The organism is Amphibacillus sediminis NBRC 103570, assembly GCF_001552275.1.
Taxonomy (GTDB): Bacteria; Bacillota; Bacilli; order Bacillales; family Amphibacillaceae; genus Amphibacillus_B; species Amphibacillus_B sediminis.
Map to the genome: position 1 here is coordinate 204,361 of NZ_BCQW01000001.1, position 21,785 is coordinate 226,145.

The 21,785-nt window shown below is 35.7% G+C and carries 25 protein-coding genes and 1 pseudogene; 13 read left to right on the forward strand and 13 right to left on the reverse strand.

Features of this window, described 5'->3' with window-relative positions; all coding sequences use genetic code 11:
- Positions 1–6: 6 nt before the first annotated feature.
- A complete protein-coding gene (locus ASE01S_RS01000; RefSeq protein WP_067836849.1) occupies positions 7–1,068 on the reverse strand; it encodes a M24 family metallopeptidase in 1,062 nt (353 codons plus the stop codon).
- A gap of 244 nt (positions 1,069–1,312) precedes the next feature.
- Positions 1,313–1,816 (reverse strand): YqhR family membrane protein, encoded by a 504-nt coding sequence (locus ASE01S_RS01005; protein WP_067836853.1) that lies wholly within the window; start codon positions 1,814–1,816, stop codon positions 1,313–1,315.
- 171 nt (positions 1,817–1,987) lie between these two features.
- Between ASE01S_RS01005 and ASE01S_RS01010 the strand changes: the two genes are divergently transcribed.
- Entirely contained in the window at positions 1,988–2,356 is a 369-nt protein-coding gene (locus ASE01S_RS01010) for an SA1362 family protein (RefSeq protein ID WP_067836857.1), read from the forward strand.
- Between the two features lie 47 nt (positions 2,357–2,403).
- On the opposite strand, the gene ASE01S_RS01015 is transcribed toward ASE01S_RS01010, so the two are convergent.
- A complete protein-coding gene (locus tag ASE01S_RS01015) occupies positions 2,404–3,294 on the reverse strand; it encodes a patatin-like phospholipase family protein (protein WP_067836860.1) in 891 nt (296 codons plus the stop codon).
- A gap of 339 nt (positions 3,295–3,633) precedes the next feature.
- The gene (mntR, locus tag ASE01S_RS01020) at positions 3,634–4,059 is read right to left on the reverse strand and encodes a transcriptional regulator MntR (protein ID WP_067836865.1); all 426 of its coding nucleotides are present in this window, start codon (positions 4,057–4,059) and stop codon (positions 3,634–3,636) included.
- A 185-nt stretch (positions 4,060–4,244) separates the two neighbouring features.
- Here mntR and ASE01S_RS01025 point away from each other — a divergent pair, with 185 nt between their 5' ends.
- The 4 genes from ASE01S_RS01025 (at position 4,245) to ASE01S_RS01040 (ending at position 7,916) form a co-directional block, all read left to right on the forward strand.
- Positions 4,245–4,667: a rhodanese-like domain-containing protein gene (locus ASE01S_RS01025; RefSeq protein ID WP_067836869.1), complete on the forward strand. Its 423-nt coding sequence runs from the start codon at positions 4,245–4,247 to the stop codon at positions 4,665–4,667.
- A 294-nt stretch (positions 4,668–4,961) separates the two neighbouring features.
- On the forward strand, positions 4,962–5,291 hold the full coding sequence (locus ASE01S_RS01030) for a DUF3784 domain-containing protein (protein ID WP_067837488.1): 330 nt from the start codon (positions 4,962–4,964) through the stop codon (positions 5,289–5,291).
- Positions 5,292–5,527: 236 nt separating this feature from the next.
- Positions 5,528–7,168 carry a DEAD/DEAH box helicase gene (locus ASE01S_RS01035; protein ID WP_067836873.1) on the forward strand — a complete coding sequence of 547 codons (1,641 nt, stop codon included), beginning with the start codon at positions 5,528–5,530 and terminating at the stop codon, positions 7,166–7,168.
- A complete protein-coding gene (locus ASE01S_RS01040) occupies positions 7,146–7,916 on the forward strand; it encodes a YqhG family protein (RefSeq protein ID WP_067836878.1) in 771 nt (256 codons plus the stop codon). The genes ASE01S_RS01035 and ASE01S_RS01040 overlap by 23 nt, the downstream gene beginning before the upstream one ends.
- Positions 7,917–8,149: 233 nt before the next feature.
- Here ASE01S_RS01040 and ASE01S_RS01045 read toward each other — a convergent pair whose 3' ends face one another.
- A complete protein-coding gene (locus tag ASE01S_RS01045; protein ID WP_067836881.1) occupies positions 8,150–8,644 on the reverse strand; it encodes a shikimate kinase in 495 nt (164 codons plus the stop codon).
- Positions 8,645–9,134: 490 nt separating this feature from the next.
- On the opposite strand from ASE01S_RS01045, the gene comGA reads away from it, so the two are divergent.
- The 7 genes from comGA to ASE01S_RS01080 are packed head-to-tail and all read left to right on the forward strand — an operon-like array spanning position 9,135 to position 12,967.
- Positions 9,135–10,103 carry a competence type IV pilus ATPase ComGA gene (gene comGA / locus ASE01S_RS01050; RefSeq protein ID WP_444541736.1) on the forward strand — a complete coding sequence of 323 codons (969 nt, stop codon included), beginning with the start codon at positions 9,135–9,137 and terminating at the stop codon, positions 10,101–10,103.
- Entirely contained in the window at positions 10,087–11,133 is a 1,047-nt protein-coding gene (comGB, locus tag ASE01S_RS01055; protein ID WP_067836887.1) for a competence type IV pilus assembly protein ComGB, read from the forward strand. The genes comGA and comGB overlap by 17 nt, the downstream gene beginning before the upstream one ends.
- A 12-nt stretch (positions 11,134–11,145) precedes the next feature.
- The gene (comGC, locus tag ASE01S_RS01060) at positions 11,146–11,463 is read left to right on the forward strand and encodes a competence type IV pilus major pilin ComGC (RefSeq protein WP_067836891.1); all 318 of its coding nucleotides are present in this window, start codon (positions 11,146–11,148) and stop codon (positions 11,461–11,463) included.
- A complete protein-coding gene (comGD, locus tag ASE01S_RS01065; protein WP_067836895.1) occupies positions 11,435–11,896 on the forward strand; it encodes a competence type IV pilus minor pilin ComGD in 462 nt (153 codons plus the stop codon). The genes comGC and comGD overlap by 29 nt, the downstream gene beginning before the upstream one ends.
- A complete protein-coding gene (locus ASE01S_RS01070; protein ID WP_067836898.1) occupies positions 11,886–12,218 on the forward strand; it encodes a prepilin-type N-terminal cleavage/methylation domain-containing protein in 333 nt (110 codons plus the stop codon). The genes comGD and ASE01S_RS01070 overlap by 11 nt, the downstream gene beginning before the upstream one ends.
- Positions 12,169–12,639: a ComGF family competence protein gene (locus ASE01S_RS01075; RefSeq protein WP_083511979.1), complete on the forward strand. Its 471-nt coding sequence runs from the start codon at positions 12,169–12,171 to the stop codon at positions 12,637–12,639. Before ASE01S_RS01070 ends, ASE01S_RS01075 begins: the two co-directional genes overlap by 50 nt.
- Positions 12,596–12,967 carry a hypothetical protein gene (locus ASE01S_RS01080; RefSeq protein WP_157065119.1) on the forward strand — a complete coding sequence of 124 codons (372 nt, stop codon included), beginning with the start codon at positions 12,596–12,598 and terminating at the stop codon, positions 12,965–12,967. The genes ASE01S_RS01075 and ASE01S_RS01080 overlap by 44 nt, the downstream gene beginning before the upstream one ends.
- A gap of 80 nt (positions 12,968–13,047) precedes the next feature.
- On the opposite strand, the gene ASE01S_RS01085 is transcribed toward ASE01S_RS01080, so the two are convergent.
- From ASE01S_RS01085 to ASE01S_RS01105, 6 genes and pseudogenes are all read right to left on the reverse strand, one after another.
- Positions 13,048–13,677, reverse strand: coding sequence for an MBL fold metallo-hydrolase (locus ASE01S_RS01085; protein ID WP_067836910.1), 630 nt, complete (start codon positions 13,675–13,677; stop codon positions 13,048–13,050).
- Between the two features lie 396 nt (positions 13,678–14,073).
- Positions 14,074–14,220: pseudogene (locus ASE01S_RS15435) on the reverse strand (transposase); the annotation flags it as partial.
- A 517-nt stretch (positions 14,221–14,737) separates the two neighbouring features.
- Entirely contained in the window at positions 14,738–16,633 is a 1,896-nt protein-coding gene (locus ASE01S_RS01090; RefSeq protein ID WP_067836913.1) for an LTA synthase family protein, read from the reverse strand.
- Between the two features lie 163 nt (positions 16,634–16,796).
- Positions 16,797–17,759, reverse strand: a complete 963-nt coding sequence (locus ASE01S_RS01095; RefSeq protein WP_067836917.1) for an ROK family glucokinase — start codon at positions 17,757–17,759, stop codon at positions 16,797–16,799.
- A complete protein-coding gene (locus ASE01S_RS01100; protein WP_067836921.1) occupies positions 17,756–17,968 on the reverse strand; it encodes a YqgQ family protein in 213 nt (70 codons plus the stop codon). Before ASE01S_RS01100 ends, ASE01S_RS01095 begins: the two co-directional genes overlap by 4 nt.
- A 161-nt stretch (positions 17,969–18,129) precedes the next feature.
- Entirely contained in the window at positions 18,130–19,578 is a 1,449-nt protein-coding gene (locus ASE01S_RS01105) for a spore germination protein (protein WP_067836924.1), read from the reverse strand.
- Between the two features lie 92 nt (positions 19,579–19,670).
- Here ASE01S_RS01105 and ASE01S_RS01110 point away from each other — a divergent pair, with 92 nt between their 5' ends.
- Positions 19,671–20,528 (forward strand): hypothetical protein, encoded by an 858-nt coding sequence (locus ASE01S_RS01110; RefSeq protein WP_067836927.1) that lies wholly within the window; start codon positions 19,671–19,673, stop codon positions 20,526–20,528.
- 3 nt (positions 20,529–20,531) lie between these two features.
- On the opposite strand, the gene ASE01S_RS01115 is transcribed toward ASE01S_RS01110, so the two are convergent.
- Together ASE01S_RS01115 and rpmG are read right to left on the reverse strand one after the other, a co-directional pair.
- Positions 20,532–21,089 (reverse strand): 5-formyltetrahydrofolate cyclo-ligase, encoded by a 558-nt coding sequence (locus ASE01S_RS01115; protein WP_067836931.1) that lies wholly within the window; start codon positions 21,087–21,089, stop codon positions 20,532–20,534.
- Between the two features lie 452 nt (positions 21,090–21,541).
- A complete protein-coding gene (gene rpmG / locus ASE01S_RS01120) occupies positions 21,542–21,691 on the reverse strand; it encodes a 50S ribosomal protein L33 (protein ID WP_067836934.1) in 150 nt (49 codons plus the stop codon).
- Between the last annotated feature and the right edge of the window lie 94 nt (positions 21,692–21,785).

Sequence of the window (21,785 nt, forward strand, 5' to 3'; positions counted from 1 at the left end):
CTCCAACTATAATATAATAAGTTCTTTTGGCGAGCGATTCAAGCTCTTATTTCCGTCTTTTGTAATAATGATGTCATCTTCGATTCGACATCCACCCACTTCAGGAATATATATTCCTGGTTCAACGGTTACAACCATATTCTCTCTTAAAATGGTATCAGAGCTTGGAGCTAAGCGTGGGCCTTCATGCACTTCAAGACCCAATCCATGTCCAGTTCCATGGCCAAAATACTGACCATAGCCACGCTCTTGAATATAGTTGCGTGTTAGCGCATCGGCTTCATTACCCGACATACCAGCTTTTATACCGGCTAACCCTTTTAAATGGGCATCAAGAACGGTCTGATAAATATCTCTTAACTGATCAGAAATATCACCAACAGCAAATGTTCTGGTCATATCAGAACAATAGCCTTGGTACAATGCGCCAAAATCAATGGTTACTAATTCACCTGCTTCTATTCGTTTATCTGACGCTACTCCATGGGGTAATGCTGAACGATGGCCAGATGCTACAATGGTATCAAAGCTAGAAGACGTTGCCCCTTGCTTACGCATAAAAAATTCTAATTCGTCTGAAACTTCTATTTCTCTCATTCCCGGTTTGACAAAGGATAAAATATGCTGGTAAGCGGCATCAGAAATTTCAGCAGCCTTTTGCATAATTGATAATTCTTGTTCGGATTTAATCATCCGAATGGTTTCAACTAGACCGGATATTGGTACTAAATCTGCGCTAACCGCACGTTTATATTGTTGATATGTAGCAAATGTTACGTGTTCTTGTTCAAAGCCAACTCGTTTAAGTTGTCGACTGTTAAGCTGATTAGCCATTTCGTCAACAATAGATGTTTTATGCTCGATAATATCAAACCCAATCGCCTGTTCTGCAGCTTGTACAGTGTAGCGAAAATCTGTGATAAAAAGCGCTTCATTTTGTGTTATAATAACCATACCAGCTGTTCCAGTAAATTGACTAAGATAGCGGCGATTAAACGAATTTGTAACAATAAACCCATCTAAGTCTTGTTCCTCCATCATCTGACGTAATTGTGTTAATTTATCCATTAATTCCCACCCTTTCCTAACGAATGATTATTCAGTATCAATAGATTCTTTTCTAGTTTATCATATCTTCTTCGCATTTGACGATGGTATCCATCAATTGCAGGATATTTTAATCTCTCTATGCAATGTTTATCTGCTTTAAGGGCAGAATGCTGCACCTGACAATGGGTTTATCAACTGATGTGGGGTTAAGGATACTAACATAATCAATGATGGTCGGGTTCATTCTAGTAGTTTTGCTACATTATTTATGTTTAGATGAATGATTGTCCTGATCAAATTGTTGATCTAAATAATCATAGTAAATGGTATAACCGATAAATACACCATACAATATCATTAAACATAAGGTGGTAACTAAGGTATTTTGATCAAGTTCAATTAACCGAGGGATATGTCGATTCCATCGTGATAAACCTAGGAATATGATTAACCATATGGCCACACCATATAAGAAACCAGGCATAAGACCTGTCAATCTACGGAAAAATAAATAGTAGACTAGCGCAAGTGGTATTGACAAAACACTTATCATAAAAACCGAAACAATCTCTCCTGACCAACCCTTACTCCATTCTGAATCTAACCAAGGCTTTAACATGAGTGTGGCTGGAGATACATCTGTAAAATTTAAAAAAGCACAAATTGTCCCTATCCCACTCCAAAATAAACCACCAAAGAAACCTGTCGAACAAACTCGGAAAAAGAGAGTATGACTTGTTTCACTTTTAGCTTTTGTTGTCTGCACTTTACTCACCTCGTTTACTACTTTTACCAAACTAAAATTATCTTATTCATTTTTACTATTATTGAATAAGCTATAAAAACTTGGTGATAATAAGATTGATTATCAAGATTAGCCTATTTTAAATATGGGAAATGAATATTAACAAATTAGCCACTGAAAGGGATGGACTAAATGGAAAAGCGGAGACCATTACGATTCTTCATTTACACTTTATTTGCATTAGCTCTTCTAGGTCTAGTTACTAATTTAACGACCAACACATCTACTTTTCTTAGAAGCGTATTTATTTTTGTAGGTATCGGTGCAACAATTTATTTAATAAGGTATTTTTTATTTTTCCGACATCAGAATACAGATGAGTTAAAAAAATATCGTCGTGCAGCAAAGGCTTCACAAAGAAGAAGGTTAAAAACTGGACATAAATCAACTACCACTACAAAGAAAATGATTCCGATTAGTAAAAAGCGTACCACTATGCCACCCCATCTAAGAGTGATAGATGGTAAAAAAAGCAATCGAAAAGGGAGAGCCTCCTTATAGCTCACCCTTTTTTAATCGTTCATGCTTCTAATAAGAACCTTATAACATTATTGAAATTGTTTCTTTAGGTATACTTGAGTCTTCTTTTTTCCGTTTGCTATTAATGCTAGACGTTCTTGTTTATCAATGCCAAAGTCAGCGACATTAACCTCATCTGTATCAAGGAATACGATATTAGGTTGATCATACTTTGCAATATATTTTAGATCTTGGGCATGCTGCATTGTCGTTATTAATGTTTTGGTAAACTGTAAGGCATTATCACTTTTAGTGTGCATTAAATAATTTTCTTTAGACTGTAGTTGGAAACCAATGACTGGCCGAACTAGCTTTTGATTGGCTCTTTTATATAGCCACATCGGTAAACTACTTAAGAGAGCACCATCAACTAACAAATGCTTCTTTGCTTCTTGATCATATAACTTTTCGGGTTTAAAAAAATAAGGTAAGCTAGCACTCATTCTAATAGCTTTAGCAACAGAAAACCGATCTGCTGCCACCCCAAATACTTGCTCTAAATCATCAGGGATGATAATTAATCGTTTAAGCGTCAAATCGGCAACCGTTAATTTTAGCTTATCCTTATCTAAATCACTAAATGTATGAATGCCTTTATCAGCTAATAACTGAGCTAACCAACCTTCAAACTTCTTTCCTTTATACAAGCCTAAGCTATGATAAAGAGAGAGCCATTTTAAGAAAGGTAAAAACCTCTCCATCTTTGATCCATCTAGAAAATCGGTAAGATCTAAATTAATTACCTTTTGCTTTAATTCAGATGCTTGATAGCCAGCAGCAATTAGACCTGCTATCAGTGCACCAGCTGAACTTCCAGCTACACGTTCAAATTTTATTCCTGCTTGCTCAACTGCTTCTAACGCACCTATATAAGCAAACGCTTTTACACCTCCACCGGAAAAAACACCATCTATTTTCATTGTACACGCTCCTTTACGATCTTAATCGTTGTTAAAAGCTATGCAGTTCCAATGAAAAAAAATACCTAATAACGTATATTAATTAAGCTCCCAACGACACGACGTCGCGAACTAGTCATCTTCCTCTCTTCCCACTGAACGTAAGTTGAACCAATCGGGCCGTGACTGGCTGTTGAATCTCCCACTTAGACATGACGTGTTTCTTTATTTCTTGAAGTGGGAGGCTTACAAAAGCCCTTCGATGGGGCGAGTAATCGCAGCCCCAGCCAGTTACACTGCGATAAAAAGAGGTGAACCGTTTTAACGGTTCACCGATTCGTTTGGGACATATATACTCTGTTATTGTTCTTGTTCAAGTTCTTGTCTGAATTTTGCGAGCTCTTGTTCACGATCAGGATTTCTTTCAAAATATTGAACAAGATCCCCTATCCTATCGATTGAATTCCAACTTAAGTGATGTTCAATCCCCTCTACATCTTGATAGATATTCGCCTGATCTACTCCAATTATCTCAAGAAATTGTTCTAACAACTCATGTCGGTAAACTAATCGCTTCCCAATCTTTTTACCTTGTGGTGTTAAGATCAGACCACGATATTTTTCATAATTCAAGTAACCATCTTTATCTAACTTCTGTACCATTTTCGTTACGGAGGATGGATGGACATCAAGGGCTTCTGCAATGTCAGAGACACGGGCATACCCTTTTGACTCTATTAGAATATATATTTGCTCGATATGATCTTCCATACTTGGTGTTGGCATAATCGTCCTCCAATTCTTCAATCAAAAAAATAACTATTTAATCATTCCTTTATTAAAGGATACAACAGTTTATACTGTGAAACAAGTCTATTCATAATGGAGTGGCATTCACTCATAATTTCATTTTGAAAAAATGATTAAAAAGTCGTATAATGATATCAGACTGACAAAAAGGGGAAAGAATTATGAGTTTAAGATTAACAGTTGGATTGGCTTGGGATTGGATCGTATTACTTCTCATTTTACTTATATACATAGGTTTTGCGATCTATCGCTATTTTAAAACGAAGAGAATTTTAACAACACTCACCGAATCTGATTTTAGAAATGGGTATCGGAAAGCCCAGTTAATTGATGTTCGTGAACAAAAAGAATATGATGGCGGGCATATTTGGGGTGCAAGAAACATACCTGTCACACAGTTGAAACAGCGCATGAAAGAATTGCGTAAAGATAAGCCGGTCTACCTATATGATCAAAACGGATCACGTTCATCAAGAGCTGCATGGTTACTTCATAAAGAAGGCTATCAAGAGCTTTATGATTTAAAAGATGGTTTCAAACAATGGACAGGTAAGATTAAAAAAACAGAAAAGCCGAAATATTAAATGAGTTTTGATAAACGGTTTACCTTAAGACAAAGCGCGTTGTAACTGATCGCTTTGTCTTTTTTTGATAACGCTCTATGATGTCTGTTATTGACACTTTTTTCGTAAAAATTGTTGTTCTAAAAAAGAAGACAAAACAGTTAGGTGAGTGACTCGGTAGAAATTGTTATAGCTATTTAAACCAGCAAAGCAAAATCGACTTTGTAAGGAACCCTTTCAAGTGAACAGAATATAGTTAGTTTAATACGGGCGAACAAGTAATAAAGCTATCGGATTTGAAGGAAGGAAAATATGATGGAAGATACAATTGTTTCACTAATTATCATAGCATTAATGATCATGCTGTTTGCTGTGTTAGGAATTATTTTTATTAAAGGCAAAGGTGCTAGCCTTATTGCAGGGTATAATACAAAAACAGCGGAAGAAAAAAATCAATATGACACAGTTGCTCTCTGCAAGTTTATCGGGAAAATGATGTTTGCTTTGTCGTTCAGTATGTTATTTTGGATACTTAGTCTAGTATATGAAATAATCGAGTTATTCGTCTTTGGTCTTGTCCTCTTTATCGGTATAGTTGTCTTTACGATCCTATACGTTAACACAGGAAGAAGATTTAAAAAATAGAATATATATCCACATTATGACTTTGATCCCTCAATAGGTGTGCTGTCGTTGTAAAGCCGATAGCATCAGTATGGATAGTCTTTTATCAATATAGAACTTTTGTTCCCTCTTATCAATTGATACCCGATATTCACATCCTCTCTGTCTTCTTACTCTTTAATTATCCCAACCCCATCTCATATTTTTCAATAAATTTGGTCATACTAGAATTACTATGCCAAAAGGATGGATCAACCATGCATATTGAACTTACGCGTGATCAAACATTTATCGATTGTTTATCTGAAAAGTTAACAACAAATCAACCAATGGCGGATTGGCATGAATTCCAACGTACATATAATATGGCACAAGCATTACTAGTTCCTGAATCACATACATTAAAGGTTTCCGAACAAATCAAGCATGTTAATTTTTTACCACATCAACTGGAAACAGCCCAAACTGTTCTTGATGATATGAACGGAAGAGCTATTTTGGCCGATGAAGTTGGCTTGGGAAAAACAATTGAGGCAGGTCTTATTTTAAAGGAATATATTTTAAGAGGATTAGTTAAAAAAGCACTTATTATCGTCCCAGCTTCTTTAGTAAACCAATGGGCAAGTGAGTTACATGAAAAATTCTTTATTCGAACAACGATTGCTAGGAAGAAACCGATTTGGTCCAATGAGGATATTATGATTACATCAATTGATTTAGCCAAAAGAGAGCCCCATCGCCAAGAAATACTAGCACAACATTATGATTTATTACTAATTGATGAAGCCCATAAGCTAAAAAATCATCAAACTAAAAACTATCAATTTGTACAAGCCTTATCTAAAAAATATTGTCTTCTTTTAACAGCAACACCTATTCAAAATAAACTAACCGATGTTTTTAATCTGGTTACGTTGTTAAGACCTGGTTTATTAGGAAATCAGCGTACTTTCCTTAAAACATTTGATCGTGGATCAAAAGAACTTGACGCTGAGTTAAAGCGGCTAGTACAAAAAGTAATGGTGAGGAACCTGCGCAGTGAAACGTCACTAGATTGGACTAAACGTCATGTGCAAACCGTGCCTATTTCTTTTACTGAACAAGAATACCAGTTTTATCATGATCTAGAACAATCATGTCTGCAAGACTTTAACACAACAAAAACCCTTTATCTTAGAGAATTTTGTTCTTCTAGAGAAGCTTTGTATACATCCCTTATTAAAGAGCAATCTAATCAATCCAAGCAACTTGTTCAACAATTAGAAGGACTTCCTCACCATGCCAAAGCATTAAAGCTAGTGGAATTAATCAAGACAATAAATGAAAAATGTATTGTATTTACTGAATATCGTGCAACACAAGTTTATTTACAATGGCTACTAAAAGAACATGGTATCAGTTCAGTTCCCTTCCGCGGGGGTTTTAAACGCGGGAAAAAAGATTGGATGAAGCAACTCTTTAAGGATCATGCTCAAGTGCTGATTGCGACAGAAGCTGGAGGAGAAGGGATTAATCTTCAGTTTTGTCATCACTTGATTAATTATGACTTACCCTGGAACCCGATGCGTGTTGAACAGCGGATAGGAAGAATTCATCGCTATGGGCAGCAACAGGATGTTCATATCTATAATTTTGCAATCGAGCAAACGATAGAAGATCATGTGCTCAAACTACTCTATCAAAAGATTCATTTATTTGAGCGGATAATTGGTCAACTTGATCATATATTAGCCAAATTAGATGTTGATTCGATTGAAGATGAGATTAATACGATTATTGGTGGGTCAAGGAGTATTGGTGAAATAAAAATTAAGATGAATAATTTAGCTGCTGTTATTGATTACATGCAGCAGGATCAAGAGGAGATAAGTGAACATGACAATCGAGAATCTTCATGATTTTTTAATTGAATATTTTACAGCAAATCATTGCACAGTGGCTGAAGATGAGGATGGGCTAAACATACAGTTAACAGCAGAAATGGATGAACGTTTACTAAATCGGCCATTTTATTGGCAATATGTTAAAAAATTAAATCAGCAAGGACAACCGATGCATTTAAAAGTAACTACTGATTATCTAAAAGCATCACGTGAGCGTTCCTATATCTATTTTGGCACAGAATATTTCCGTAAAATTAGTGAAGATGTCTTAGCAAAAGGGAAATACACTAAATTATATCAAAACATAAATGTACAGCAGCAAACACCTTTATATCCCTGGTTAGTTGCTAATATAAAAATTACCCTTCAAGGAAAAACTAAGCAAGAAGTGATTAAATCGATTGGTCTTAATTTAATAAATGGAACGATGGTTGATAAGGCCCAACAATGGTTAGCGGATGAACAATGGCAAACCACAATTCCAGATTATTGTTATCTTATTACCCCATTAATCTCATTTAAGCACGGTTTTTTAAGAATCGAACAATATTTGTTAGATCAACTCCAGAATCAACAGCATGAATGGGCCGAGCTATCCTATCAAGCATTAGAAGAAGAATGTCGACTACTTGATTATTTTTTTGAACATGATAGTGAACAAGATCAGGAACAATATGAAAAAGAACGAGCCAATATTAAAGCTATTTATCAGCCCAGTATCTTACTTACTGTTATTAATGGCGGCGTGTTTTATCTTAGATAACAGCTGTTTAATTTGCTGGTATAAATATTTTAAGCTAGCTGGTAAGATCCCAAACCAACGATTCACATAAGGTGGGCGATAAACAAAATGCTGAACGAACTTTTGCTCTCTTCTTTGCCTAAGAAACTTGTCATAACTTCTTGTCGTTTCCATTAATAACTCAAGCCACGATTTATTTGCCATCAGTGTCATCCTTTTTTAGTCTTAGCTTCTCCTTTAATTGATAAGCTATACTATTTATTTAACAACTGGCTGAGTTGACTAACGATCGTCTCTACATCTAAATTGTCTGTATCAATGACATGCGTCGCCGCTTTTAAATATAAAGGGTCCCTTCTTTTCAATAATTGCGCTTTATCTTGGCGTTTGTCTTGCCAAATCGGTCGGACCTGATCATGTTGTAATCTTTGCTTGATCGTGTTCCAATGTGTTCTTAAATAGATAACTTGCTTATTCTCAAGCCAAATCCTATTATCCGATCGCTCAACTATTCCTCCACCTGTTGCAATGATATGGTTATTTGCTGGTGTATGGATGAGCACGTCATGCTCTATTTCTCTGAATACGGCTTCGCCATCACATTCAAAAATAGCTTTAATGGTTTTGTTCGTTACTGTTTCAATTAGGTTATCGGTATCCAACATTTTCATTTGCATATGCTGAGCAAGTGCTTGGGCAATTGTCGATTTCCCACTCCCCATAAAACCAATAAAATATACACTTTCCATTTAAAACAATCCCTTCTTTTTGATCCATTATAGCATAATAGTATTTTTACATTTTTGGTAAATTGCCGATTGTAGTGTGGAGTTAGTCTAAAGAAGATATAGAAGTGTCATACTCAGCGATCAAATATATTCTTGGCTTATTTGAGGTTTCAGTTTTATCGAGCTTCACTCGATAAATTTCCACTGAAAATCTGTGGCATCGGCCGGTGGTTTTATCTATATTCAGCCGGGTTTGAGCTTGCACTGAATAGAATACATATTTGCCTTTATCTCTCCCCACTTATAAAGTGAAACTTCTGCTGAATAAAATTAAATTTATTATTCTAGTTCTACAAGTTTTACAAATTGATGATAGTATCATAAAATGACCAAATTTGCTTAAGTATAGTAGACTGCTTAGCCTTTTTAGTCATTTGCATCAATCGACTTAACCCATTATAGTACAAATATGAAAGTGAGGTGACCTTGTATTTATTCTGCTCCTAACTTTATTAATCATTTGATCAAAAAAGCTATAAATATTAACGCAACAGATATTCATTTCTGCCCAAATGGTTCTGAGATTACCATTTATTTCCGCATCAACGGTGGACGATATCTTGATAAATCGATAAGTCTGAACCAATACAGATTCGTTCTAAATTATTTAAAGTTTTCTTCAGGTATGGATATTGGAGAAACACGCAAAGCACAGGATGGTGCTGTAGTATTAGATTTAGACGAACAAGTCCTTGATCTACGTTTATCAACACTACCATTAAAAAGAGGACAGGAAAGTCTAGCTATTCGTTTATTAAAAAGAGGATACGTTCAAAAACTTGATCAATTATTTTTATTTCCTTATCAGCTTTCTTCACTTGAACAGATCATAACGAGACCTTCCGGGGTAATTTTGTTTACTGGTGCAACCGGATCTGGAAAGTCGACCATACTCTATGCTCTTCTGGAGTATTTAGCTAGTAAAAAACCCTTACAAATTATAACGTTAGAAGATCCTGTTGAAAAAAACCTTCCCCATTTACTACAAATCCAAATTGATGAATCCCATCAGCTAAGCTATCATGATGGATTAAAAGCGGCCTTGCGTCATGACCCTGATTTAATTATGGTTGGAGAAATTCGTGATAGAGAAACAGCTAAATTTGTTTTTCATGCTGCATATACAGGCCATCTCGTCTTATCAACTCTTCATGCCAAAAATGTAATCGGAACTATCCATCGCTTAATTGAAATGGGTGTTAAACCGATTGACTTAGCACAAAATTTACTAGCAGTATGTGCTTTGGAACTCCTTCCGATCAAACAGCAGGACGTTTACGTTAGGCGAGCTGCCATAATGGAACTTCTATCAGGTGATAATCTGAATACATTTCTAGATTCACTTGATCCCGATACAGTATTTTTCCAAACATTCGAACATCTCAAAAGAAAGGCGATAGCCTATGGTTTTACTGAATAAAAGACATCGTAACTTACCTGCCCTACCTATCAAAGAACAAACTATTTTTATCAAACGATTAAGTCAATTATTAAATCAAGGGTACTCCATTGATGAAGCACTCAACGCCTTAAAATGGTATTCAAAGTGGCGCGATATTACAGAATATCTGATGGTTGAACTTGAAAAAGGACGATCATTTGATCAAGCATTAGCCGATTTAAACTTTCATGATAGTATCGTAAGCTTTATTCATTTTGCTATGTATCATGGACAGTTAATTGATGCTTTGAATCAAAGTGTAGAGCTAGTTCAAAACCATTTAGCTATTATTGCGAGATTTAAGCAAACCATTCGCTATCCTATGGTCCTTGTCTTTAGCTTCATTATTTTGCTCTTTTTTATTCAAACTTATATTTATCCCGCTTTTATCCAACTTTACTCAAGCTTTACAGCAACCTCTTCAATCGTTTTTAGTGCGATTAGAACGATTAACTTTTTATACTATTTGATAATTATTTTTATTAGCCTTTTTGTTCTACTCGTTGTGATATGGATAATGGCCAAAGAAAAACTACCAATGTCCCTTCGATTAAAAGTACTAAACAAACTTCCTATTATCCGCTACTATTTTAAAAAACAAATGACTTTCTTGTTCTCGATTCACCTAAGCTCATTATTGGAAGCCGGCATTACATTAAAAGACGGTTTAAAGATCATGGTAGAACAAGATGATCACTCACTATTAAGCTATAACTGTTCACTTATCCAAAAAGATCTAACCACTGGCTTACCAGTGAGCGAAGCTTTCCGAAACCACCCTTATTTTTCACGTGAATTACAGCATATTTTTTATCACCAGAATACAAATCAGCGATTAAAACGTGATTTATTGACCTTTGCTAATCTTACAATCGATCAATTACAAACTTCATTGGAAAAAGGAATCAAAATCCTGCACCCGACCATATTAGCCATTGTTGCTCTTAGTATCATTTTTGTTTATTTATCGATCTTAATTCCCATGCTACAACTCATACAAACTATTTAGGAGATGATCATTATGGTAAAACGTGAAGATGCGTTCACCTTAATTGAAATGATAATCGTGCTCGCCGTTATTACAATTTTAATGCTTTTGTTAATCCCAAATTTATCGAAAAGAAATGAGGATATCCATGTAAAAGGTGATGAAGCTATGATTCAACTAGCTACCAGCCAAGTTCAAGCGTACTTAATTGATAACGGTGAATATCCGTCTTCTGTAGCTAAGCTGGTAAATGAAGATTACCTTCAAACCGATATCTTGCCTAGTGGAAAAAAGAAAATGATCTTTAAAGACTTGAACAGTTATGAAATTATTACAGTTGACATCGAATAAACCAGAAAGTGGCTTTACCTTAATAGAACTACTGTTAGTCTTAGCTATAAGTGGGACAATTCTGATTGTTGGCCTAAATTTCTATAGTCGCTTTTATGATAACCTTCAATTCAAGCTTTGGTATCATCAATTTGAGCTGGATATCATTCATTTACAAAAACAGACAATGCTGTCACCAAGTTATAATATGCTCTATATCAGACCAACCCTTCACCGGTATGAAATAAGATCTAATCCATTTGATCCTCCATTGATTGTAAGACCTATACCTGAAGATTGGAAAGTAGAGGTTTACTCATTATCTAACCCATTATCCTTCACAAATTCCGGAATTATTCGTGGTCCTGGAACGATGAGTATTAAATTAAAGAACAGGCAATACATGATTACTTTTCCACTTGGTAAAGGAAGGAGTTACTATAGTGAATACTAATGAACAAGGCTTTTCCCTGTTAGAGCTTCTTCTTGCTTTTGCGATAAGCTTAATCATCATAACGACTTTCATTCCAATGATTAATTGGATAAAATTAGAGCAATCCATTTTAATTGAACGTGTAGAGCATTATCACCTTCTGCACAATTTCCTTCAGAACATTGATCCTATATCTCTACCTATAACTAAAAAAATCAATACAAAGAACAACGAAATGGAAGTTACATTCACATATGATCAAGGATTAATTAGAGGAATGGGGACATGGAAAAATGCGAAGAGACAAAAAGAACAAGCTATTCTTTACTACCAAGCGGAATAGACTTAGCGAGCAAGGATTCATGCTTTTAGAAGGGTTAATCGCCCTTAGTGCAATCTCAATTATTGTCTATTTATCATCTTCGATCTGGTTAGCAAGTTTATCGACTTCACAATATGATCACTTTGCCGCATTACAATTTTTTCATTTTGTTATTGATGAAGTACAGATACATCAAATTTCACATATTGATTCGAATCAAATCAATGTAATCACTCATTCAGGTGATTTGATTACTATATCTCAATATAGGGATCAAATTAGACGGCAGGTAAATGGAGCTGGGCATGAAATATTACTACGTGATGTAGCTAAATTCACCATTTCTGGAAATGCCAACAAAGTTAAGATTAACCTTGAAATGATGTCAGGAGCACAATATGAAAAAATTATTGTACACTATTCACAAGCATCAGGAGGGTAGCATTTTAGTTTACCTTATGTATATACTTACTGTTATCTCACTTGTTACGATTAGTATGATTCAATCGTATTCTACAACTATGGAATTATCTCTGATGGAAGTCGAACAGATAAAACTAGAATCTATTCAGCAAATCGCTTATCGATCCATCATTGATGATATTGATCATTTCGAGACACCAACCCAGGTTGAATATCACTTTCCTATTGGACAAGCGTATATTAGAATGACACCAATTGACGAATCAAGCGTTCGTCTACTTATTACAGCTGAAACAGATTTAGCTTATCAAAAATTACGTATCTACACGTTACCACTGCCCCCCTGATTTTAAATAACCGACTGTTTTTGTTTTTTTATCGGCAAATTAGATCTAAAGAAAAACTAAGAGAGATGATCAAAGATATGCTAATTTGTTAAAAAAGGATTATTCTGCTTCTCATAACCAATTGTTGTTTTAGGTCCATGACCAGAATAAACCTGGAAATGATCAGGCAAAGAAAACAACTGATTATAAATACTAGCTAACAAAACATTTTGATCACCACCTGTAAGATCTGTTCTGCCTATACCTCCTCGAAACAAACAATCACCTGATATCACTAAGTCGTCATCATTAAAAACAAATGAGACACCTCCTGGCGAATGTCCTGGAGTATGTAAGACATCAAATGAAAAAGTCCCTATTTGTAATTTTCCCGGTTCTAAAAATTGATCTGCTTCACTAGCGATAATTTCTGTATGCTGAAAAAGAGCAGAACCGTTTAAAACGGGATTTGTTAGCCAATCCGCTTCTGCTTTGTGCACATATAAAGGTATCTGGAAATGCTTTCGCAAGTGATCGGCAGCTCCAATATGATCAAAATGCGCATGGGTTAGTAAGATAGCTTGTGGATCGAGACGCTTATTATTGATCATGCTAATTAAGCGATCCGCTTCAGCTCCAGGATCAAACACCAATGCATGACTGTTTTGTGAGACAATATATGCGTTTGTTCCCAATGGACCTAAAGATAACGTTTCAATGTTTAAACTCATATAGCCTTCCTCCTTTAATTTCAACAATTAATACACAGATAAAATGAAAATAGCGATTAACCTAGCGATCTAAATATATTTTATCAAAAATTACAATTTGAACCAAACCAACCGAGAAGACTTCGCGTTATTTAGTTATAGTAATACGAAGTTTAAGGGTTCTCTGTCAAATGTGGTGGTACGAATTTCACTCCACCATTGCTTTTGTTAAAAGGATTTATAAACAAATAATGATTAGGCATAGACCGTAGAGGGAAATATACTCGCTTTCCGCGGACGAAACCCCGAGCCTCCTCGCAAAGCCCGCTGTGGGGTCTCGGATCGCCCGTTTTTCCGCAGGAGTCTCGCATATTTCCTCTGCTAAGTTCCTTTATGCCAAAGCTTTCTAACCTCTTGTCACCACAATATTTTCTTTTTCAATCGTTCAAAATCTTTAATACCATATGACATACGCTTTGTCACTTTGATTGTGTTATTGACACCTTCAATGTATCCATTGTTAAAAGGATACATAAATGACTGTAGAATCTCCTGTTTCCAACGTTGAGATGTTCTCCTTACAGTTCGTACACAAGTAACGCCTCTTTCTTAGAGATATGTTAACCGGTTTATTGGACAAGATTGGCCCTTGAATTATCCTGTGTATGATAGCTATGAACATGCTTGGTTTTCTTTTTACAGAATGGACACTTCTGCTTTTTCACCTTGGTATAAAGCTCCACAAGAAACACATCTGATTCACTATGCATATCCCAAACATCTACATGCTTGTTTTAATCCCTAACATTTCTATGATAAAATAATTTTGCATTCTTCCCCTCTCCCTTGACCTTTTGTCTCGACAACTTTAGGTTAACAAAAGAGAGGGGAGTGAGTGTAATTTTTTGTTTTCTTTTGGAGCCTGGTTATATAACGGAGGGCACCACCACATTTAGTATAGAGACAGTTTAAGTTATATTGTGACACAAAACTAAAGACGGACAAGCCTAAGCTTGCCCGTCAATTTTTCTGTGTACGATTTACTCTTTATTAAAGCGACTTAGCTCAGTCTTATCAAAATTCAATTAGAAAAATCATGAAATCTGAATAAGTCACCATAAATAATTCGATCAGAGTAGGATAATTCTTCTTGTACTTTTTCTATTAATGGGGCACATGCCGATTCTTCAACTTCCTCATCACTACCAAACCGCCCAGTGTTTTCATTACCTAGTAGCTCACCTGTTTCACGATCATAGCACGAATCTTTGGTGAAAATATACTGATTGGTAATAAAGCTTCCATCTCTTAAGGCAACGAACTCTTTCCGATTCGGACCAAATAGATTTGTTCCAAAGCTGATATCATTTGAATCATCAACACCTAATAAATGCAAGAGTGTAGGCTTTACATCAACTTGGCCAGCAACTTCAGAGATAACTTTACCTTCTTGACCAGGTACATGAATATAAAATGGCACACGCTGTAACTGAATATGATCATAATCAGTAATTTCTTCTTTATCTAAATACATTGACATGGCTCGATTATGGAAATCACTAATTCCATAATGGTCGCCCATCAAGACAATAATAGAGTTGTCATAAACACCAGTCTCTTTCAAATGATCAAAGAATTCTTCGACAGCCTCATCTAGATAGCGAACTGTTTGGAAGTACTGATTTAAAGTTCGTGAGTTAGAGTCAAACTGATCAATTGTAGCATCCTCTTCATCTAAGTCAAACGGGTGGTGGTTTGTCAACGTAATAAAACGTGAATAATAGGGCTCAGGTAAAGATGTTAAATATTTCATTGACTGCTCAAAAAACTCTTTATCTTTAAGTCCCCAACCAACAGAATTTTGGCTATTAACTTCATAAGAATCAATGTCATAGAAATGATCAATGCCTAAGGTCTCATACATTGAGTTTCTATTCCAAAAGCTACCATTATTGGCATGAAAAATCGCTGTCGTATAGCCTGCTTCATCCAAAATTTGTGGCATAGAGTGATATGCATTCGAACTATGCGTAAAGTATGCAGCACCACTTGGTAATGGATAAAGTGAGTTTTCTACGATAAATTCAGAGTCAGCTGTTTTCCCTTGTTCCGTTTGGTGATAAAAATTTTCAAAGTAATAGCTTTCATCAATTAAGCTGTTTAAAAATGGAGTAACTTCCTCACCATGCAACGTGTTATTTATGACAAAAGTTTGCAATGATTCAAGCCAAATAAAAATAACATTTTTACCCTCTGCAATACCATACATATCTGTTTGCTCAGTATCGGTTGTATTTTGCTCGACGTAATCAATAATACCGGATAATTCATTACCATCTGCAAAAACACGCTGTGCTTGTGAACGTGATTGCTGGATAATGTCATAAATATGGAAGTTAAACAATCCAATATTTTTGACTAAATATTCCCGATCAAATCCTCTTTGCAGCAATTGTGGACGCTCAATTTCTGCTAGAATATAGTTTCCTAATAAGAAGATAATAGACATACTAAAAACAAGTAATTGTTTTTTTCTTGTAAAGCTAACTGTTAACTCAAGATGATCTCGTCTTGATAGATACCAAACTAACGCCACATCTAATAACAGCAACAGATCGCCCAACTCAATAAGAGCAAGGATACTTCCTCCTAAATCAGCCGCGTTACTTCCTTGAAAGAAAACAGGAATGGTTAAGAAATCACCAAAGTTTCGATAAAAAAGCAAATTAAAGTACAAAACTAATGTACCTATTAATGTAGCCCAACGAATAAACCGTAATTGCTTTTTAGGTTTCATCCATACACTAATAGCTAAAACAAGAAAAGCCGTAACAAAAGGGTTAATAAATAATATAAACTCTTGCATAGCATTTTCTAATGAAATATTAAAGAGAAATCGATAAATAATATACGTTTTCAAGCCAAACAATAAGCTTGCTATCACATATAAATTTAATTTTAATTTTTTGTTAAACATACAGGTAAACCCTCCTCAGGTTAAACTCTCTCTATCTGATAAGGTTTCTAGATTATAAAGGTTTCTGTATCAGAATACCTTTAAATCATAACTTTTAAACCTACTAAATACTTAGACGTGGCAAACGTGTTTAAGGTTACATAAATTTAATACATCCTTTATATTATGCAACAGTTTGATTTTGTTTCACTAAATATCCTCCACCAATAATGCCTGCATCATTTCCTAATTCTGCGATGACAAACTCACTGCCCTCAAACGTTCTTGGTAAAGCATATTTTTGATATGCAGTGATCAATGGTTTAAGCAACACATCTCCTGCATTTGAAACGCCACCACCGATAATAATTTTAGAAGGATTTACGATTGTTGCAATATTTGCAATAGCCATACCTAAAATATCTGTTACTTCCTGAACAATTTGGATAGCTCCGTTATCATTAAGCTTAGCCGCCTCAAACACATCCTTCGCTGTCAGTTTTCCTTGTTTCTGTAAAACATTGCTAAGAGTGGAGGATAAGTCTGATTTAACTTTCTCTTCAGCTATTCGAGCAATCCCAGTCGCTGAAGCTACTGTCTCAAGACAGCCAGTACGTCCACAATTACAAGGAGCACCATTTGATGTCACCACCATGTGACCAATTTCTCCAGCTGTCCCGTTCGTTCCACTGACAATTTTGCCATTTGCAATAATTCCACCACCAACGCCTGTCCCTAACGTGATAGCAATTAGATTATCTGCTAAATCTCCAGAACCAAGCCAACTTTCGCCAAGTGCAGCGATGTTGGCATCGTTATCAACATAGACTGGCAATGATGATAACTGTGATAATAAGTGCCCTAACGGGAAATTCTTCCACCCTATGTTAACTGCTTCAGCCACATTCCCCGTCTCTGCTTCAACAAACCCTGGTGCACCAACACCAATTCCTAATAATTGATCATGTCTAATTTGCAGTTGGTCAGCTCTGTCCTTAATTGCCGACCAAATATCATTGGGGATTTGATCAATTTGATCACCTTTTTTTGTAGGGATCTCCCATTTCGAAATAATCTCACCGTTCTCACTAATAATTCCAATCTTTACTGTTGTCCCGCCAATGTCAACACCCAATAAATAATTCAATTCTTACTCTCCCTTTCCTCTTTTATCTTATCACGTTCTGTTAATAGAAATGCAACTGCTTGTTGATAATCTGATCTATCTAACACACCTTGTTGATGAAGCTCCTCAATCTCTAATAAACTTAACTCAATTTCTGCTAACCTATCTCCTATGTACGTTATAATGCCATACCTTAATAGAAGTTGTTGTACTTCACGGAATGAATTCATATGATCACCTAAATCATTATAACAAATTTACACATGGTTTATGAAGCGTTAACACGTAAAAAATAGATCAAAATTAAAAAAGGTTGTACTATTATTGTTAAATGCTCAGCTCCTTCGCTTGTTCATAATAAAAAAGCATCTTTCATTGACTCGAAAGATACTTATCGGTCTGGATCCTGAGGATCTAAAAAGTCTGGTCTACGATGCATTAGCGGGATTGGTCTCCTTATCCAGACATTTAATAATGGCTTTAGTGAAAATGGAATAAATGGCCATAAATACCCAGTTTTAAATGTTTTCATCTTTGTTAAGAGCAGTAGCCATAGCGTTACACCGATAACATAACCAGGGACTTTAAATAGAGCTGTACTAATTAATAAAAATAACCTCGCTAAACGATTGGCTAGTGATAGCTCATAGCTTGGAGTACAAAAAGTCCCCATTGCTACAATCGCAATGTATAAGACGACCTCACTAGTAAACAAGCCCACATCAACTGCTACTTCACCAATCATAATGGCAGCTACTAACCCTAATGCAGTTGCTAAAGCGGATGGTGTATGAATAGCAGCCATCCTTAACACGTCAATCCCGACCTCCGCTATTAAAAATTGACCGATTAGTGGAATACCATCGGTTTCTTTCGGTCCTAAAAAACTGAGGTAATCAGGTAAAAGCTGAGGTTCAGTCGATAATAAATAATAGAGTGGTAACAGAAATAATGCTGCTAAAACCGCAACAAAACGAACGATTCTTAAATAAGCACCTACGGCAGGCTTCTGACGGTATTCCTCCGCATGCTCAAGATGATGCCAAAACGTTGCAGGGAGAATCATAACACTTGGTGATCCGTCGACAATAAGGATGATATGCCCATCATATATATGCGAGGCCGCTGTATCAGGTCTTTCTGTATATCGAATCGTTGGATAAGGGTTCCAAAATTGACCGGCTAAATATTCTTCGATCGTTTTTTCGGCCATCGGTAAACCATCCGTTTCAATTTCCTTTAGATGCTTTTCAATTAATGCGACTTTTCCTGGATCGGCAATATCCGCTAAATAACATAAACAGACATCTGATTTAGAACGCTTACCAATTTGCATATAGACCATCCGCAAAGATCGATCACGTATTCGTCTTCGAGTTAGGGCGGTATTAAATATAATGGTTTCAACATACCCGTCTCTTGATCCTCTGACAACACGCTCTAAATCTGGTTCCTCTGGTCCTCTAGCTGGGTATGTACGTGTATCGATTAAAATAATATGTTCGAAACCTTCAATTACTAATGCCACTGGACCGGACAAAACCTGATCAATGACTGTGTTTAAATCTTTTTCTGAATCAAGCTCAGCATACGGAATATAAGTACGCAATAATTTATTTAATCCATCCTGTTCTAAATCCTCTGGTTCTAGATTAGATAAGAAGCGCATGAGAAACATGAGTATATCATCTTTAACAAAACCATCAACTAAAAATAAGCACATCTCTCGATTGGCATAAGTCACTTCCAACTTAACAAGATCAAAATTCTGATCGACAGCCAATTCCTTTGACAAGTAGTCAATTTTATTATGATAGCTTGACTTTAAACTGCGTCTCATAAAATACCACCCTTTCTAAGTTAGCTTATACTAAACTTGTACATTCATACATAGATATAAATAGGAAGCTATTCTAGATTGGGTGGGGACAAATGAAGAAAAAAATTGTTATGATCAGCATATCGCTGGGATTTTGTGTATTAATGGCCTGTTGGCTTAGTTCAATGTCTGTGAACACATTGAAGTATTTCCCGATTGACCCTGAGACAAAGTTTACGACTGCGCAAACGGACTTAGTCTTAAAAGAACTTGAAAATCAAACCGTGTTAAGCTGGATAGTCGAATCTAATCTTGAAAAGCCAGCATATTTAAGACAAGATGTAAGTTTACTGTTTGAAAATGGACAACTTAAAGGTATTCAATCAAAATGGATTCAAGATGAACAAAAAATAGTCCAGGAAGCCAGTTTAGCATTGAAGGATAGTCAACTTTACCAGACAATTAGTTATCATTATGCTGAATTACACGGCGAATCAAATGATATTAAAAGCATTAATAAAATGACAACGAATTTTCTTTATATCATTGATGACACCTTTCGACCGGCTTACGCGTTTAAAAACCCGAGCACACCTCGTCAAGAGCATTGGGTAGAAACGCTTCAACAAATGACTAATCAACAATTGGATTATCATTGGACAGAGCTGATTAATCATTTTAACATTGATAGAAAGCAATATCTTGAAATACCGTTAATTGAGTTAAGCGATTATGCAGAAAAGCCTTTACTCGATCTTGATCAAGCCAGACAAAATCGAGTTATCGCACAGTTATGGGAGGGATTGTACCAAAATTATATCCTGCCTTTTAAAGTGGCCCAAAAAGTTGAGCATAGTTTAATGCCTTTAATTCTCGTATCCAAGCAGAGCGATCATTTAATCGTTGTCTATGAAGATCTAGAAGGTAATAAAAAACAATTAATCCAGCGAATAGCTAATGAGGGTAGCTAAGTGTTATAAAGTTTCAGCAACAATTAAATGATCAACCGGCTGATCAAATCGTTCTGTCGGAATATGCTCAATTATCTGTCCTCTCCAGGACAAAGCTAGCGTTACTTTATCATATTGAGCTAGATAGCGATCATAGTATCCACCTCCATAACCAATTCGATAATGATTATGGTCGAAGACAAGTCCTGGAACAATCAATAAATCAAGCTGGTGAGGAAGAGCAAGTGTTGTTCGAGTTTGAATCGGTTCAATCAATTGAAAAAACTGTCGGGCTAAATCAGCTTCTGATTGAATATAGTAAAAATCTAATTGTTTGTCCTTTGGTCGACATTTTGGTGCAGCTACTTTTTTGTTTGAACGCCATGCCTGCTCGATGATTGGCCATGTCTGCCACTCGTGGCTCTGGGCAATCGTTATCCCGATTGACTTTGCTTGTTGCCAAACAGGATGTTGATAGAGCTCATTTTGAAGCTCCTGGTTAATCAACAAGCGTTTAGCATCATCCAGTTGCTTAAGTTGTTGTAAATAATGTTCTCTTAACTCTTTTTTAGAAGTATTCAAACAGCTACCCCCTTTATTTCCGTATTCTAGTTAAGCCAAAATTTCGATATTTTATTATAATTTGTCTTTGGCTGCTCATGTCCTAAACAAGAAACTAAATTTGAGCAAATAAACAACTCATTCAAAGAAAATTTCACGCACGAACGTGTTATCGATAACAGCCAAATCAATGTCGCTACAATAACGCTAGGCTAAATGTCCTATTCTATATACCTTTCAAACTGCCAGTTTAATGAAAGCTAATCAAATCTACCTTGTCGTATTTGCGTTTTTACAAGCTTTTTTAAAATTCCCCCTCAGAAAATCTGTGGCATCCGTCGGTGCCTTCAACTTTTCGCGGGTTTGTCCCCCCATTAAATAGGATACCTCTCCACTTTAGAAGTGGGAGACTTGAAGTTAAATAATATGAAAAAACTCTCATCTAATAAATTAAGATAAGAGTTTTATTTGAATTATTTTGTTTCACGGTGTAACGTATGTCTTCTTAAACGTGGACTATATTTTTTTAATTCAATACGTTCTGGATTTGTACGTTTGTTTTTTGTTGTAATATAATTGCGATCACCAGTTTCAGTGCACGCAAGTGTGATATTTACACGCATGTTTATCCCTCCAAACTTTTCAACAATCATTTAATAAATCTAAACACTATTTCAGACTTATCTATATTACCAAACAAAGCGGCTTTTTTCAAGT

Excerpts from the sequence above, each read along its gene's own strand:
- ASE01S_RS01000 (WP_067836849.1), bottom strand. The coding sequence starts at position 1,068 with ATGGATAAATTAACACAATTACGTCAGATGATGGAGGAACAAGACTTA.
- ASE01S_RS01010 (WP_067836857.1), top strand. The coding sequence starts at position 1,988 with ATGGAAAAGCGGAGACCATTACGATTCTTCATTTACACTTTATTTGCA.
- ASE01S_RS01015 (WP_067836860.1), bottom strand. The coding sequence starts at position 3,294 with ATGAAAATAGATGGTGTTTTTTCCGGTGGAGGTGTAAAAGCGTTTGCT.
- mntR (WP_067836865.1), bottom strand. The coding sequence starts at position 4,059 with ATGCCAACACCAAGTATGGAAGATCATATCGAGCAAATATATATTCTA.
- ASE01S_RS01025 (WP_067836869.1), top strand. The coding sequence starts at position 4,245 with ATGAGTTTAAGATTAACAGTTGGATTGGCTTGGGATTGGATCGTATTA.
- ASE01S_RS01030 (WP_067837488.1), top strand. The coding sequence starts at position 4,962 with ATGGAAGATACAATTGTTTCACTAATTATCATAGCATTAATGATCATG.
- ASE01S_RS01035 (WP_067836873.1), top strand. The coding sequence starts at position 5,528 with ATGCATATTGAACTTACGCGTGATCAAACATTTATCGATTGTTTATCT.
- ASE01S_RS01040 (WP_067836878.1), top strand. The coding sequence starts at position 7,146 with ATGACAATCGAGAATCTTCATGATTTTTTAATTGAATATTTTACAGCA.
- ASE01S_RS01045 (WP_067836881.1), bottom strand. The coding sequence starts at position 8,644 with ATGGAAAGTGTATATTTTATTGGTTTTATGGGGAGTGGGAAATCGACA.
- comGB (WP_067836887.1), top strand. The coding sequence starts at position 10,087 with ATGGTTTTACTGAATAAAAGACATCGTAACTTACCTGCCCTACCTATC.
- comGC (WP_067836891.1), top strand. The coding sequence starts at position 11,146 with ATGGTAAAACGTGAAGATGCGTTCACCTTAATTGAAATGATAATCGTG.
- comGD (WP_067836895.1), top strand. The coding sequence starts at position 11,435 with ATGAAATTATTACAGTTGACATCGAATAAACCAGAAAGTGGCTTTACC.
- ASE01S_RS01075 (WP_083511979.1), top strand. The coding sequence starts at position 12,169 with ATGCGAAGAGACAAAAAGAACAAGCTATTCTTTACTACCAAGCGGAAT.
- ASE01S_RS01080 (WP_157065119.1), top strand. The coding sequence starts at position 12,596 with ATGAAAAAATTATTGTACACTATTCACAAGCATCAGGAGGGTAGCATT.
- ASE01S_RS01085 (WP_067836910.1), bottom strand. The coding sequence starts at position 13,677 with ATGAGTTTAAACATTGAAACGTTATCTTTAGGTCCATTGGGAACAAAC.
- ASE01S_RS01090 (WP_067836913.1), bottom strand. The coding sequence starts at position 16,633 with ATGTTTAACAAAAAATTAAAATTAAATTTATATGTGATAGCAAGCTTA.
- ASE01S_RS01100 (WP_067836921.1), bottom strand. The coding sequence starts at position 17,968 with ATGAATTCATTCCGTGAAGTACAACAACTTCTATTAAGGTATGGCATT.
- ASE01S_RS01105 (WP_067836924.1), bottom strand. The coding sequence starts at position 19,578 with ATGAGACGCAGTTTAAAGTCAAGCTATCATAATAAAATTGACTACTTG.
- ASE01S_RS01110 (WP_067836927.1), top strand. The coding sequence starts at position 19,671 with ATGAAGAAAAAAATTGTTATGATCAGCATATCGCTGGGATTTTGTGTA.
- rpmG (WP_067836934.1), bottom strand. The coding sequence starts at position 21,691 with ATGCGTGTAAATATCACACTTGCGTGCACTGAAACTGGTGATCGCAAT.